Source organism: Paenarthrobacter sp. PAE-2, assembly GCF_026013155.1.
Taxonomy (GTDB): domain Bacteria; phylum Actinomycetota; class Actinomycetes; order Actinomycetales; family Micrococcaceae; genus Arthrobacter; species Arthrobacter ureafaciens.
Genome location: NZ_JAPDNV010000004.1, coordinates 176,506 through 190,549, shown reverse-complemented (window position 1 = coordinate 190,549; position 14,044 = coordinate 176,506). Strand labels below are relative to the sequence as shown.

Genomic DNA, 14,044 nt, shown 5'->3' with positions numbered 1-14,044 from the left:
CAAAAAACAATCGGTATCAACAAACTTGGCACACTATTGAGTTCTCAAACAACAGGTCACTAATCCAAAGCACTACCACCACCAACCACAACGGCCAGCAGATCACTCCGGAGCAACTTTTCAAACTTACCCGAACCAACTCGGTCTTGGCAAATCAGCGTTTCCGCGATTCAGACCGGGGTTTCGCCCCCGCCCGGCAAAGGTCGCGCATAAAAGCGAACCATTTTCAGGCTGTTATCAAGGGGTTTGTCCTCCGCGGTTTCCAGCCTCAGGCTGTCTCACTCGCGGCGACTCAGAAGACATTACACGCCTCTACCCCGACTTACAAATCGGCCTGGAACCCGCCCAAATGCCCTGAAACACAGGGGAGACGGCGCGAAGACAATCCCAGTCAGCGAAACTGCGCTTCCGTGAGCCCCATCACCTACCCCTTCCGGGCCCTGGACTCCCGGTGATAGAGCAACTCTGGAAGACCGACGGGAGGTGATAGAGCAACCTTGGGGAACCGGCGGGAGGTGATAGAGCGACCCCGGAAAAGCGACGGGAGGTGATAGAGCAACCGGGGTCGCGTGGGTATGCCGAAGGCCGGCAACCACTGGGGTTGCCGGCCTTCGGGATGATGCGGGACGGGTGCTTAGGCCGAGACTTCCACGGTGGCAAGGTTCTTCTTGCCACGCCGAAGCAACAGGTACCGGCCGTGAAGGAGCTGCTCCTGTGCCACCACGGCGTCGGGGTCCGAGACCTTGGCGTTGTTCACGTAGGCACCTCCCTCCCCCACGGTCCGGCGGGCTGCTGACTTGCTGTCGGACAAACCGGAAGCAACCAGGAGGTCGATGATTCCCAAGCCATCGGCACCGACGGTTGCCGACGGAAGTTCCGCCGTTGCGGCAGCAAGGGTCGGCTCGTCGAGCACGGAGAGATCGCCATTGCCGAACAGCGCAGCCGAGGCAGCAATGACCTTCTCGGTCGCTTCCACGCCATGGACCAGGGAGGTCACCTCGTACGCAAGCTTCTTCTGGCCTTCGCGGGCGAAGGGCCGTTCTGCCACGGACTGCTGCAGCTCTTCGATCTCCGCACGGGTCAGGAACGTAAACACCTTGAGGCGATCAACGACGTCGGCATCAGCGGTGTTCAGCCAGAACTGGTAGAAGGTGTACGGGCTGCACATCTCCGCATCCAGCCACACAGCGTTGCCCTCGGACTTGCCGAACTTGGTGCCGTCGGAGTTGGTAATGAGCGGCGTGCCCAGGGCGTGGACGCTCTTGCCCTCCACCTTGCGGATCAGTTCGGTGCCGCTGGTCAGGTTCCCCCACTGGTCCGAGCCGCCGGTTTGAAGCGCACAACCGTACTCGCGGAAGAGCTCAAGGTAGTCCATGCCCTGGAGGATCTGGTAGCTGAACTCCGTGTAGCTGATGCCCTCATCAGAGTTCAATCGGGACGCAACGGCGTCCTTGCGCAACATGGTGCCCACGCGGTAGTGCTTGCCGATTTCCCGCAGGAAATCGATGGCACTCAGCGGCGCAGTCCAGTCCAGGTTGTTGACCATGCGGGCGGCGTTGTCGCCGTCGAAACTCAGGAAGCGGCGTACCTGCCCCTGGAGCCTGCCGACCCATTCCGCAACGGTGTCCTTGGTGTTCAAGGTGCGTTCCGCCGTCGGACGCGGGTCCCCGATCAGGCCGGTCGAACCGCCGACCAAGCCCAGCGGCTTGTGGCCTGCCAGCTGCAGGCGACGCATCAAAAGCAATTGCACGAGGTTGCCCAGATGAAGCGACGGTGCGGTGGGGTCGAAGCCACAGTAATACGTGATCGGGTCCCCGGCGAGCAGCTTTTCCAGTTCCGTTTCATCGGTGGAAACGTGCACCAGGCCGCGCCATTTGAGCTCCTGCCAGATGTTGGCAAAGGCGGGATCGTTGTGTTGGGACTCGATGTTGTTTACGTGTGACACGAGATCTAAGTTAGCAGGATTGACCACCCCGGATTGCCTACCGTTCAATGCCGGCGGGCAGGGGTGCGGCCGTGATGAGGCGAAGGCGCTGCGTCGGCCGGGTCATGGCGACGTAAAGGTCCCCCACTTTGCCGTGCTCGTGATTGAGCATCGCGGCCGGTTCCAGCACCACGACGCCGTCGAACTCCAGGCCCTTGGCCTCCTTGGGACTGATCACGACGATGTCCTGCTCGTAGCTGCCGGCACCTGTCCCGATGCGCTTGCCATAGGCTTCCCGCAGTGCCGCGGCGGCGGCCGGCAGCAGGGGACCATCGGCAATAACGGCGAGCAGGCCGCCGTCGATCGCGTCGATTTCCTCCGGCAGGACTTCCAACAGCCGCGGAACGATGCCATCCTCTTCGACACGGTCAACGATGGGTGACCATTTGCCTTCGCGGACGGCCTTCGGCGCGGAGACAACCAGGCCTGCGCGGTTCGCCATGCGGACGGCGGCTTCGGCGATCTGGGACGGCGTGCGGTAGTTGACCGTCAGTTCTTCCAACGTCCAGCGGTCACCGAACGACGGCGCCAAGGCACTTTGCCAGGAATTGGCACCTGCCGCGGCACTCGTTTGGGCGATGTCGCCGACGATGGTGAAGGACTTCAGCGGGCAGCGTCGGACAAGGAGGCGCCACTGCATGGGCGACAATTCCTGTGCTTCGTCAACCACGATGTGCCCGAAGGCCCACGACCGGTCGCTGGTGGCCCGTTCGGCGGCCGTGAGGCGGTTTTCGCGTTCCTGGTTTTGTTCAGCCAGTTCCTCGGCGGTCATGAGGACGTCGACGCCCATGGCCTCCATGTTGGCGAGGGTCTGCTTGGCGTTGGCAAGATCGCGGGCGCGGTCTGCTTCCTGTTGGGCCAGTCCCCTGCCGGCGGCCGGATCCAGTTCGCCCAGCAGCTCGGCTGCTTCATCGAGCAACGGGACGTCCGCTTCGGTCCACGGCGCATCTGCCGGCCGCTGGAGCAGGGCACGCTGTTCCGGGGTCAGGTGCGGCGTGCAGGCCTCCAAGATGGCGGGCTTGCTGAAAAGTTCGGAGATGAGCTTTTCTGGCGTCATGGGCATCCAGCAGAGATTGAGCATGATGCGCACATCGCGGGCGGTCCGGACATCTTCGGCGAGGTAGGCGCGGTCCGCGTTGTTGCCGATGTTGTCGGCTTCCACCTGTTCGGTGAGCTGCTCAGTGAGTTCGCGCAGGAGGATCTTGATGAACGTCAGCCGCGCCTCGTTATGGGGCTTACCGGTAGCGCGGGCTTTGTCCCGCGCCCGGCGTACCTGGCGCTCAGTGAGTGTGAGCTTGCGGGAATCGACTTCCAGGATCCGGTCCTTGCCGGGGGTCCGCTGCCTGTTGGCGACGGCATTGGCCACCACTGCGGCCATGTCCAGCTTGCCCTTGAGCGCAGCGACGTCGGCGTCCTGCTCCGGCACCGCGTTGATGCCGGGCATGAGACGGCCCAGGCTGGCCATCACCACGCCGGTTTCGCCGAGCGATGGCAGCACACGTTCGATGTAGTGCATAAAGGATGAGGACGGGCCCACCAACAGGACACCGGCACTCTTGAGCCTGTCCCGGTGGGTGTACAACAGGTATGCGGCACGGTGCAGGGCGACCGCGGTCTTGCCGGTACCCGGCCCGCCTTGTACTACCAGGGCACCGGAAATGGAGGAGCGGATGATCCTGTCCTGCTCGGACTGGATGGTGCCGACGATGTCGGACATGCGCCCGGTACGCTTCGAGTTCAGTGCAGCCAGCAGGGCACCTTCGCCCTGCAGGGAGTCGTCATCGGCAAGCATGTCAGCATCCAGGACGTCGTCCTCGATCGCTTTTACCTCACGCCCCTGCAGGATGAGGTGGCGACGGCGGCGCACACCTTGGCGATCGAACGCTGTTGCCTGGTAGAAATGCCCGGCTTCAGGGGCGCGCCAGTCGACCATGAGCCGCTGGAGGTCGGCCGTGGACAAACCGATGCGGCCGATGTACTGGGCTTCACCGTTGTCCAAATCGAGGCGGCCAAAGACCAAACGATCGTCGACGGCGTCGAGCTGGGCCAGGCGGTCCTCGTACAGTGCTGCGAAGGCGTCCCGTTCAGAAACGTTTTGCATGGTTCCCACGGCACCGGCTTTGCGAACCTGCGCCAGCTGGGCGCGCTTCTCTTCGCGCAGCTCATCGAGCCGGGCATACAACCCGGCAACGTATTCCTGCTCGTGAACCAAATCAGCGTCGTGCATCGAAACCGTAACCCCTATCGAAAAAGACAGACCGTCCATTCTACAGCGATTTTGTAAAAACGTCGGGCGCATGCCACATATCGGAAACGCCGGGCGCGGGACCACCCGGGGGTAGGCATCATGCCGGTTTGCGGGGGCTTTTGGGCCGTGCCGCCTTATACCGGGAAACGGTAGGGTCATCCTCGATCCAGAACCGCCACGGATACTCCGTGGTTCCTCCGGGTCCGGCAACGCCGACGCGTGGACCACTGGCCACTGCAGAGGCCGCGAACTCAGGCAACCGCACACTGAAAGGTGCGGCGAGCGCATCCCGCCCGGTGTCCGCCGTCGTAAGCCCCAATGCAGACGCGAGACGGGCCGGTCCGCTGGCCAAATCCTTGTGCGCCTTGGACGCAGGCCGGCGCGCGGCAGCGAGCTCTTGGCCGGCCACGATCTCGCCCGCCCGCAGAAGGAGCGCCGAGGGCGAGCCATCCGGTCCGCACACGATGTTGGCGCAATAGTGCATCCCGTAGGTGAAATAGACGTAGAGGAACCCTGCCGGACCAAACATTGGCGCGTTCCTGGCCGTGCGTCCGCCGTAGGTGTGCGACCCCGGGTCCGGATGGGCGGAATCCCGGGGGCCCAGGTAAGCCTCCACCTCTGTCAACCGCACTGACACCGGGCCTGCCTCCGACTCGTGCGTCAGGACCGCCCCAAGAAAAAGCGGGGCGATGGTCCGCGGGTCTCCGCTGAGGAAATCACGGACAGCACGGGGGTCGCTGGCGGAGCTGGCTGTCATGGACCGACCATAGCAAGCCGCCTCGGAGCCCGCGTCCGATTTCCGCTAGCAGCGATGGTGCCGGGCTGGGAGGATAGGCCCATGGACTTCTGGCAGCGCTACCGGGCGATCGACACCCGCGACCCCCGGTTCGATGGCCAGTTCTACACCGCCGTGCGTTCCACCGGGATCTACTGCAGGCCCTCGTGCCCCGCACGGACACCCAAGCCCGGGAACGTCACGTTCTACGAGACCTCGGCCGCTGCCCACGAGGCCGGCTACCGGGCGTGCAAGAGATGCCTGCCCGAGGCCGTGCCCGGCACCCCTGCGTGGAACGTCCGGTCCGACGTTGCGGGCAGGGCAATGCGCCTGATCAACGACGGCGTGATCAACCGCGAAGGCGTTGACGGCCTCGCCCGCAGGCTCGGTTACTCGACGCGCCAACTCAACAGGATCCTGAGCCACGAACTCGGCGCCGGACCCCTGTCGCTCGCCCGGGCAAGCCGCGCACAAACTGCCAGGACGCTGCTGGTATCCACGGACATGCTGTTCTCCGATGTGGCCTTTGCCTCTGGATTCAACAGCATCCGGCAGTTCAACGACACCATCGGCGAAGTCTTCGCCATGACCCCGACGGCGTTACGCGGCTCTGCCGCAAAGTCCCCGGCGCGCCGGGGGTCCGCCGGTCCGGCCCCGGCGCCGGCGTCGCTGACACTGAATCTCCCCTACCGGGAACCCTTCGACGCCGGAATCTTCGATTTCCTGGCGGCAAGAGCGATCCCCGGCATCGAGGCAGCCACCGTGGAGGAAGGGTGCAGGAGCTACTCCCGTTCGCTTCAGCTCCCCCGCGGCCAGGCATCTTTTACGGTGTCGTTTGGCCCTTCGGGTGCGGTCGACCGGGGCTCCGGCGGTTCGCGGCTTCAACTCCGGGCCACTTTGGCGGACCTTCATGACCTTCCCGCACTCCTGAGCCGGGTGCGGCGCCTGTTCGATCTCGACGCCGACCCCTTGGCCATTGATGAGGCACTGAGCGTCGATCCGCGGCTGCGCGGGAGCGTAGGGGCGCTGCCGGGTATCCGGTTGCCCGGGGCTGTTGATCCCGCGGAGCTGCTCATCCGAGCCATGATCGGCCAACAGATCACCGTGGCGGCCGCCCGGACCGCGCTAACGCAACTATCCGTTCTTGGGACTCCCGTCGGCGGGGGCACAGCCGGACCCGATCGACTTTTCCCGACGACGGCCCAGATCGCCGAAGGCGGACGCGTGCTGCTCCGGGGGCCGCAGCGAAGAATTGACGCGTTGATTTCAGCGGCTACCGCCATGGCCGACGGCAGTGTTGACTTCGGTTACGGCGACGACGAAGCAGCCCTGGCCCGGAAACTGCTACCGCTTCCCGGGATCGGGCCGTGGACCGTGGGCTACGTGGCCATGCGGGTACTTGGCGCCCCCGACGTGTTCATTGGCAACGACGCCGCTGTGCGCAACGGGCTGAAAGTTGTGGCTGACGGGTCAGGGCTGAGCGCCGATTTCCGTGAAGTGAGTCCGTGGCGTTCTTATGCAGTGATGCACCTGTGGCGCGCGGCGGTCAAGCCCTGACATTGCCACGCGTCGCACTTCCACGCGCCCGACGACGGCGGTCACGTGCCGCCGTCGAGCCATTCGGCGGGAAGTGATAGAGGGAGGCCCGAAACCCGACGGGAAGTGATAGAGGAACACCCGAAACCCGACGGGAAGTGATAGAGGAACGGGGGTTTAGCGGGCCGGTTGGGCCGGGACTCCTGCGGGCCAGGGCAGCAGGTCCGGGAGGTCCACGCCGTCGGCGGCTGCTGTGGCGCGAAGGCTGCCAAGGCTCGGTTCCCGCCCGGCGAGCCAGGCGGCAATATCCGTGAGCATCCCCGTGATGGCAATGGAGGTACCGCCATGGCCTAGGGGCAGCGGGGCCAGGCCCGTGGGCTGCAGGACTAACTTGTAGTCGGCCGGGACACGGGGTTCAAGGAAGCTGAACAAGTGCTCGCAGAAGGGACGGCTCCACGTCTCCGGCCCGTAGCCCATGCCCAGGTCCGAGGCATGGATGGTGAGTTCGCGCCAAAGCGCCAGGCCGCCGTCGAACACCGTTCCGTCGCGGTAGCTGATGGGCGCCTGCCAGCCGTTCGGTTCCAAGCTGTCGAACGCCGCAACTGCGGCATTGACGGCGGTGGTCACTGAAGCGGTGTGGTCGGCGAGGCTGTGTCCGGCGGCAAGTTCGATCGCCTTCGTGCGGCCTTCCATGCCGCCGTCATACAGTTCGATCTTTTCGCCCCGCTGCGCGTATTCCAGTTGCCGGGCCATGGCATTGGAGATTCCAACGATGTGGGCCAGTACGTGTCCGCGTGTCCAGCCGGGGAGTTCAGATGGCCCGGTGACGGACGATTCGTCCATGGCGGAAAGAAGACGGATAACGGTGCCGGCGGCTTTGTGAAGCTCTGCGGCCAGCGTCTCAGCTGTGATCGGGGTCATAGCGCCATGCTAACGCACCCCTGAATCAAGAGCGGGACAGCTAAAGCAAGGCGGGACGGTGCCGGAAGGGCACCGTCCCGCCCCGGGTCAAGCAGGCTATGACGCGTAGGAGCGTGTTGCGTCCAGTTCCGCTTCGAGAGCCTTGAGTTGGCGTTCGACGGCGGCCGGCGCGGTTCCGCCCTGCGAGTTACGGCTGTTGAGCGAACCTTCGGTGCTGAGGACGCTGCGGACCTCGGGAGTCAGGTGCTCCGAGATCGCGGCGTACTCATCATCGCTCAGGTCCCAGAGCTCCACGTTGCGGCTTTCAGCCTGCTTCACGGCCGCCCCGGAGAGCTCGTGCGCTTCACGGAACGGCACGCCCTGGCGGACCAGCCATTCTGCGATGTCCGTGGCCAGGGCGAAGCCCTGGGGAGCCAAGGACTCCATGCGATCCGTATTGAACTTCAACGTGGCGATCATGCCGGACACGGCCGGAAGCAGGAGCTCCAGGGTGTCGGCGGCGTCGAAGACCGGTTCCTTGTCTTCCTGCAGGTCGCGGTTGTACGCGAGTGGCAGGCCCTTGAGCGTGGCCAGCAGGCCGGTGAGGTTGCCGATAAGGCGCCCAGCCTTGCCGCGCGCGAGCTCGGCAACGTCCGGGTTCTTCTTCTGCGGCATGATGGAGGACCCCGTGGAGTACGAGTCATGCAGGGTCACGAAGGAAAACTCCTTGGTGGCCCAGAAGATGACTTCCTCGGAGATCCGGGACAGGTCCACGCCGATCATCGAGCAAACCCAGGCGAACTCGGCGAAGACGTCGCGGGATGCCGTGCCGTCGATCGAGTTGTGCACGGCCGAGTAGAAACCCAGGTCCGCAGCAACCGCTTCGGGGTCCAGTCCCAGTGAGGACCCTGCCAAGGCTCCGGAGCCGTAGGGTGACACACCCGCACGCTTGTCCCAGTCCTGGAGACGCTGGACATCGCGCAGCAGCGCCCAGGCGTGGGCCAGAAGGTGGTGGCTCAGCAGGACCGGCTGGGCGTGCTGCAGGTGCGTACGGCCAGGCATGGCCACACCTGGGTGTGCCTTTGCCTGCTCCACCAGGGCATCGATCGTGGCGAGGACGCCCTGGGCGATGATCCGGGCATGGTCACGCAGGAACATGCGCCCCAGCGTTGCCACTTGATCGTTGCGGGACCGGCCGGCGCGCAGTTTTCCGCCCAGCCGGGCACCTGCCCGCTCGATGAGGCCGCGCTCCAGGGAACCGTGGACATCCTCATCGCTCTCGGCCGGGAGGTAAGCGCCACTGGCGACGTCCTCGTCCAGCTGCGTGAGGGCGGCGAGCATGCCTTCGAGCTCTGCGTCGTCCAGCAGTCCGGCCTTGTGCAGCACGCGGGCGTGCGCCTTGGACCCGGCGATGTCGTAGCGGGCCAGACGCCAGTCAAAGTGCGTGGACTTGCTCAGTGCGGCCAGGGCGTCTGCCGGGCCGCCGGCGAACCGGCCGCCCCACAGTGCACCTTCGTTCGTCCCCGAACGCTCCCCAACCTCGCTGCGCTCGGCCGGGGACCCCGGCGCTCGTGGGCCCTGCTGAGGAATCACTCGGCAACCCGGAGGTCGCGGCCGGAGGCAACCTTGGAGGACATGCCCCACAGCTCGATGAAGCCGCGGGCCATGGACTGATCGAAGGTGTCGCCGGTGTCGTAGGTGGCGAGGTCGAAATCGTACAGCGAGGTATCCGAGCGACGCCCGTTGACGATTGCCTGGCCGCCGTGGAGGACCATGCGGATGTCACCGGAGACGTACTTCTGGGTGTCCTCGATGAACGCGTCCAAGGAGCGCTTCAGCGGGGAGAACCACTGGCCGTCGTAGACCAGCTCGGACCAGCGCTGGCCCACCGTGGCCTTGAAACGGGCCTGTTCGCGCTCGATCGTCACGTCTTCGAGGTGCTTGTGCGCGGTGATGAGCGCCATGGCACCGGGAGCTTCGTAGATCTCGCGGGACTTGATGCCGACGAGGCGGTCCTCGACGACGTCGATGCGGCCAACACCCTGGGCGCCGGCGCGGCGGTTGAGTTCCTGGATGGCCTGCAGCGGGGTGACCTTCACGCCGTCGATCGCGACCGGGATGCCGGCCTGGAAGGAGATGGTGACTTCATCCGGTGCCGGCGGGAATTCCGGGGTAGCCGTGTAGTCGTAGATGTCCTTGGTGGGAGCGTTCCAGATGTCCTCGAGGTAGCCGGTCTCGACGGCGCGTCCCCAGACGTTCTGGTCGATCGAGTACGGGTTCTTCTTGGTGGTCTCGATCGGCAGGCCCTTTTCTTCGGCAAAGGCAATGGCCTTGTCGCGTGTCAAAGCGAGGTCGCGGACCGGTGCGATGCACTTCAGGTCCGGGCCGAGGGTCTGGATGCCGACTTCAAAGCGGACCTGGTCGTTGCCCTTGCCCGTGCAGCCGTGGGCAACGGTGGTGGCGCCGAATTCACGGGCAGCCTTCACGAGGTGCTTGACGATCACGGGACGCGAAATAGCGGACACCAGAGGGTAGTGACCCTGGTAGAGGGCGTTGGCCTTCAAAGTGGGCATCGCGTATTCGTTGGCGAACTCGTCGCGGGCGTCCGCGACGTAGGCCTCGACGGCGCCGCAGCCCAAGGCGCGCTGGCGGATGGTTTCGAGGGACTCGCCGCCCTGTCCAACGTCAACTGCTACGGCGATGACCTCGGCGCCGGTAGCTTCACCGATCCAGCCGATGGCTACGGACGTATCGAGGCCACCGGAGTAGGCCAGAACAATGCGCTCAGTCACGAGAGTGCTCCTTTGGTTGTTGCTTGGTTGTATCTAATGCTTGAAGAAAAAATCGTTCAGTTGCCCGGTCCGGCTTCCTCAGCCAATTGCAGGAAACGGGCTGCCAGTTCCGCCCCGCCGTCAGGATCGCGTGCCACCAACATCACGGTGTCGTCGCCTGCGATCGTACCTAAAACGGACGGCATCACGGAGTGGTCGATGGCCAAGGCAAGGAAATTTGCCGCACCCGGCGGTGTTCGGAGGACCACTATGTTGCCCGATGCCTCTGCCGTTACCAGCAGTTCCCCGCAGAGGCGGCTGAGCCGGGCATCAAGAATTTCCTGAGTAACACCGCTCTTGGCGTGCCGCTCTCCCCCTTCGCCCGGGACGGCGTAGACCAACGCGCCGTCTTTGCCCCGCACCCTGACGGCACCAAGTTCCACGAGGTCCCGCGAGAGGGTCGCTTGGGTGACCTGGACGCCGTCGTCCGCGAGCAGGGCCGCGAGCTCTGCCTGCGAGCGCACCGACTCGCCCGTCAGGATCGCGGTGATGCGCGCCTGCCGGGCAGTCTTGGTGGCCGGGCTGGCGCCCGGAACGGTCGGGTTGACGGACACTAGAACGTGCTCTCGCCGGTTCCCTCGACGGGTGCGAGGCCGTCGACAAACGCGAGCCCGGAGCGGTGCATCAACCAGGCCATGAGTGCTTTCTGGGCGTGCAGGCGGTTCTCCGCTTCGTCCCACACGATGGACTGCGGTCCGTCGATGACGCCGGCGGAGATCTCGTAACCGCGGTAGGCAGGGAGGCAGTGCAGGACGACGGCGTCGGGAGCTGCCTGCGCCATGGCGGCCTCGTCCACGGAGTAGTCCCGGAACAGTTGCAGGCGGGCTTCCTTCTCCGCTTCCTGTCCCATGGAGACCCAGGTGTCGGTGGCCACGACGTCGGCTCCCTTGAGGGCCTCCTTGGCGTCCGTGGTGATGAGTACCGAACCTCCGGTCTCTGCGGCCCGCTGCTCTGCCGCAGCCACAATCTCCGCGGCGGGCAGGTAGCCATCGGGGCCGGAGATCCGCACATGCATCCCTGCGGTCACCCCGGCCAGCAGGTAGGAGTTGGCCATGTTGTTGGCGGCGTCACCCAGGTACGCCATGGTGAGTCCGGCCAGCTTCCCCTTGTGCTCCTTGACCGTCAGGAGGTCGGCCAGGAGCTGGCAGGGGTGGTAGTCGTCGCACAAGGCGTTGATGACGGGCACCTTGGAGTTTTCCGCCATCGCCACCAGGCCCGCGTGGGCGCCGGTGCGCCACACGATGGTGGATACCATGCGCTCCAGGACCTTGGCGGTGTCCTCGACGGACTCCTTATGCCCGATCTGTGCTTCGCCGGGATTGATGATGAGCGCGTTGCCGCCCATGTCCGCCACACCGGTTGCGAAGGAAACACGCGTCCTGGTGGAGGTCTTGTCAAAGATCACGGCGACCGTCTTGCGTCCGCTTCCCTCTGCGGCATACGGCTGGACGCTGTAGGGGGCGGCTTTCATGCGGACGGCCAGTTCCAGGACTTCGGCCTGCTCGGCCGGTGTCAGGTCCGTGTCCTTGAGGAAGTGCCGGGTGCTGGTGGAAGGAGTAGTCACTGTGCGTCCTTAGCGGTGGTGGCGGTAGCCGTTGCGATCAAGGAAGGGAGGGCGGCGAGGAACCGGTCAGCCTGTTCGGTGGTCAGGATGAGCGGTGGTGCCAGACGGATGGTCCGCGGGCCGGGGCTGTTGATGATGAACCCCGCGTCCAAGGCTGCCGTGACCATTGCGGGGGCAATGTCTGCTGTCAGGTCGAAGCCGATCAGCAGGCCTTCTCCGCGGACTTCGGTAACGCCTTCGACGGCGGCAATTCCGGCTCGCAGGTACTCCCCCACAGACTGCACGTTCTGCAGCACGCCCTGGCTTTCGATGGCGTGCAGCGTCGCGAGCGCCGCGGCGGTTGCCACCGGGTTCCCGCCGAAGGTGGTGCCGTGCTGCCCGGCGGTGAGCAGGGCCGACGTCGTACTTCCGAACGTCACCAAGGCGCCGATCGGGAAGCCGCCGCCCAGGCCCTTGGCGAGGGTGATGGCGTCCGGAACGATTCCGGCGTCTTCGCTGGCCAGCCACTTGCCGGTGCGGCCGATGCCCGTCTGGACCTCATCCAGGATCAGGAGCGCGCCGGCCTCGGTGGTTGCTTCGCGCGCCGCCTGCAGATATTCGCTGCTGAGCGGACGCACGCCCGCTTCGCCCTGGATCGGTTCCAGGAACACTGCGGCGGTGGAATCGTCGACGGCGGCACGCAAGGCTTCGATGTCACCGAACGGGATGTGGACCACGCCGCCGGGCAACGGTTCGAAAGGTGCCCGGTAGGCTTCCTTGGCTGTCAGGGCGAGGGCGCCCATGGTGCGGCCGTGGAAGGCGCCTTCGAGGGCGATGATCTTGGTGCGCTTGCCGTTGCCGCTGTTCCGGCGGGCCAACTTGAAGGCTGCTTCGTTGGCTTCCGTTCCGGAGTTGGCGAAGAACACCTTTGAACCTGCCGGTGCGTGGCTGATGGCCAGGAGCTTTTCCGCGAGCGCGATCTGCGTGGGACTCGTGAAGAAGTTGGAAACGTGCCCGAGCGTGGACAGCTGGCTTGAAATCACGGACGTCACGAACGGGTGCGCGTGGCCGAGGGCGTTGACGGCGATGCCGCCGAGGAGGTCCAGGTATTCCTTGCCGTCAGCGTCCCAGACGAGGCAACCGGCGCCACGGACGAGTACCCGCTGCGGGGTGCCGAAAACACCCATGAGCGAGGACGAATAGCGGGCCAGCCAGTCGGCGCCTGAGCTTTGGGCGACAAGCGTCGACGCCGCGGCTTCCGCCAACTGTGTTTCGTTGCTGCTCATGCTTCTACTTCCTGGTCCGGTACTACCTGTGTGCCGATGCCGGCCGTCGTGAAGGTCTCCAGCAGCATCGAGTGGGCGAGGCGGCCGTCCACGATGTGGGCGCGCTGCACACCTTCGTCGATTGCCTTCAGGCAGGCGGCCATTTTGGGAATCATTCCCGATTCCAGGCGCGGCAGCATGTCCCGGAGCTCGGATGCGGTCAGGGACGAGATCAGCGAGGACTTGTCCGGCCAGTTCGCGTAGAGCCCTTCAACATCGGTGAGGATAACGAGCTTGGAAGCCCCCAGCGCCGAAGCCACAGCTGCTGCGGCGGTATCGGCATTGACGTTGAGGACCTGCCCGGTGGTCTGGAAGCCGGTGGCATCGTCGATGATCTCCGGTGCGACCGTGGAAATCACGGGGATGCGTCCGGCGTCAAGGATGTCCTTGATCCCCGTGGGATCGACACCGACCACCTCGCCCACCAGGCCCAGGTCCACCTCTTCACCGTCAACAACTGTTCCGGTCCGGACGGCACGGAGCAGGCCGCCGTCTTCACCGGACATACCTACTGCGTAGGGTCCGTGCGAGTTGATGAGCCCGACGAGTTCGCGTCCCACTTGGCCTGTGAGGACCATGCGAACTACGTCCATGGCCTCGGGCGTGGTGACCCGGAGGCCCCCTTTGAATTCGGATTCGATGCCGAGGCGTCCGAGCATGGAGTTGATCTGCGGACCGCCGCCGTGAACCACCACGGGGTGGATCCCCACGTGGTGGAGGAACACGATGTCTTCGGCGAAGGCACGGCGGAGTTCGTCGTTGACCATGGCGTTGCCGCCGTATTTGATGACCATTGTGGTTCCGGCGAAGCGCTGGATCCACGGCAGGGCCTCGATGAGGGTTCCCGCTTTGTCCTGGGCGTCGGCCATGGAGGTGGTGTCGCGCGTGTGTGCGGTCATGGT

Annotated in this window: 11 protein-coding genes; 1 reads left to right on the top strand and 10 read right to left on the bottom strand. The window is 65.1% G+C overall.

Going from position 1 to position 14,044, the window contains the following annotated elements:
* Positions 1-634: 634 nt before the first annotated feature.
* The 3 genes from tyrS to OCL88_RS04015 form a co-directional block, all read right to left on the bottom strand.
* A complete protein-coding gene (tyrS, locus tag OCL88_RS04025; protein ID WP_193591609.1) occupies positions 635-1,945 on the bottom strand; it encodes a tyrosine--tRNA ligase in 1,311 nt (436 codons plus the stop codon).
* Between the two features lie 37 nt (positions 1,946-1,982).
* Positions 1,983-4,211: an AAA family ATPase gene (locus OCL88_RS04020; RefSeq protein ID WP_264961708.1), complete on the bottom strand. Its 2,229-nt coding sequence runs from the start codon at positions 4,209-4,211 to the stop codon at positions 1,983-1,985.
* A 118-nt stretch (positions 4,212-4,329) separates the two neighbouring features.
* Positions 4,330-4,989 carry a DNA-3-methyladenine glycosylase gene (locus tag OCL88_RS04015; protein WP_264961707.1) on the bottom strand — a complete coding sequence of 220 codons (660 nt, stop codon included), beginning with the start codon at positions 4,987-4,989 and terminating at the stop codon, positions 4,330-4,332.
* An 81-nt stretch (positions 4,990-5,070) separates the two neighbouring features.
* Here OCL88_RS04015 and OCL88_RS04010 point away from each other — a divergent pair, with 81 nt between their 5' ends.
* Positions 5,071-6,564, top strand: a complete 1,494-nt coding sequence (locus OCL88_RS04010; RefSeq protein ID WP_264961706.1) for an AlkA N-terminal domain-containing protein — start codon at positions 5,071-5,073, stop codon at positions 6,562-6,564.
* Between the two features lie 156 nt (positions 6,565-6,720).
* Here the strand turns inward: OCL88_RS04010 and OCL88_RS04005 are convergent, their stop codons facing one another.
* From OCL88_RS04005 to argB, 7 genes are all read right to left on the bottom strand, one after another.
* Positions 6,721-7,464, bottom strand: coding sequence for a maleylpyruvate isomerase family mycothiol-dependent enzyme (locus tag OCL88_RS04005; RefSeq protein ID WP_264961705.1), 744 nt, complete (start codon positions 7,462-7,464; stop codon positions 6,721-6,723).
* A 96-nt stretch (positions 7,465-7,560) separates the two neighbouring features.
* Positions 7,561-9,036: an argininosuccinate lyase gene (gene argH, locus OCL88_RS04000; protein ID WP_264961704.1), complete on the bottom strand. Its 1,476-nt coding sequence runs from the start codon at positions 9,034-9,036 to the stop codon at positions 7,561-7,563.
* On the bottom strand, positions 9,033-10,235 hold the full coding sequence (locus tag OCL88_RS03995) for an argininosuccinate synthase (RefSeq protein WP_264961703.1): 1,203 nt from the start codon (positions 10,233-10,235) through the stop codon (positions 9,033-9,035). The genes argH and OCL88_RS03995 overlap by 4 nt, the downstream gene beginning before the upstream one ends.
* 56 nt (positions 10,236-10,291) lie before the next feature.
* On the bottom strand, positions 10,292-10,828 hold the full coding sequence (locus OCL88_RS03990) for an arginine repressor (protein ID WP_021474291.1): 537 nt from the start codon (positions 10,826-10,828) through the stop codon (positions 10,292-10,294).
* Positions 10,828-11,838, bottom strand: a complete 1,011-nt coding sequence (argF, locus tag OCL88_RS03985; RefSeq protein ID WP_021474292.1) for an ornithine carbamoyltransferase — start codon at positions 11,836-11,838, stop codon at positions 10,828-10,830. The genes OCL88_RS03990 and argF overlap by 1 nt, the downstream gene beginning before the upstream one ends.
* Positions 11,835-13,103, bottom strand: coding sequence for an acetylornithine transaminase (locus tag OCL88_RS03980; protein ID WP_264961702.1), 1,269 nt, complete (start codon positions 13,101-13,103; stop codon positions 11,835-11,837). The genes argF and OCL88_RS03980 overlap by 4 nt, the downstream gene beginning before the upstream one ends.
* Positions 13,100-14,041 carry an acetylglutamate kinase gene (argB, locus tag OCL88_RS03975; RefSeq protein WP_264961701.1) on the bottom strand — a complete coding sequence of 314 codons (942 nt, stop codon included), beginning with the start codon at positions 14,039-14,041 and terminating at the stop codon, positions 13,100-13,102. Before argB ends, OCL88_RS03980 begins: the two co-directional genes overlap by 4 nt.
* Between the last annotated feature and the right edge of the window lie 3 nt (positions 14,042-14,044).

Coding starts and splice junctions, on each gene's coding strand:
- OCL88_RS04020 (WP_264961708.1), bottom strand. CDS start 4,211: ATGCACGACGCTGATTTGGTTCACGAGCAGGAATACGTTGCCGGGTTG.
- OCL88_RS04015 (WP_264961707.1), bottom strand. CDS start 4,989: ATGACAGCCAGCTCCGCCAGCGACCCCCGTGCTGTCCGTGATTTCCTC.
- OCL88_RS04010 (WP_264961706.1), top strand. CDS start 5,071: ATGGACTTCTGGCAGCGCTACCGGGCGATCGACACCCGCGACCCCCGG.
- OCL88_RS04005 (WP_264961705.1), bottom strand. CDS start 7,464: ATGACCCCGATCACAGCTGAGACGCTGGCCGCAGAGCTTCACAAAGCC.
- OCL88_RS03980 (WP_264961702.1), bottom strand. CDS start 13,103: ATGAGCAGCAACGAAACACAGTTGGCGGAAGCCGCGGCGTCGACGCTT.
- argB (WP_264961701.1), bottom strand. CDS start 14,041: ATGACCGCACACACGCGCGACACCACCTCCATGGCCGACGCCCAGGAC.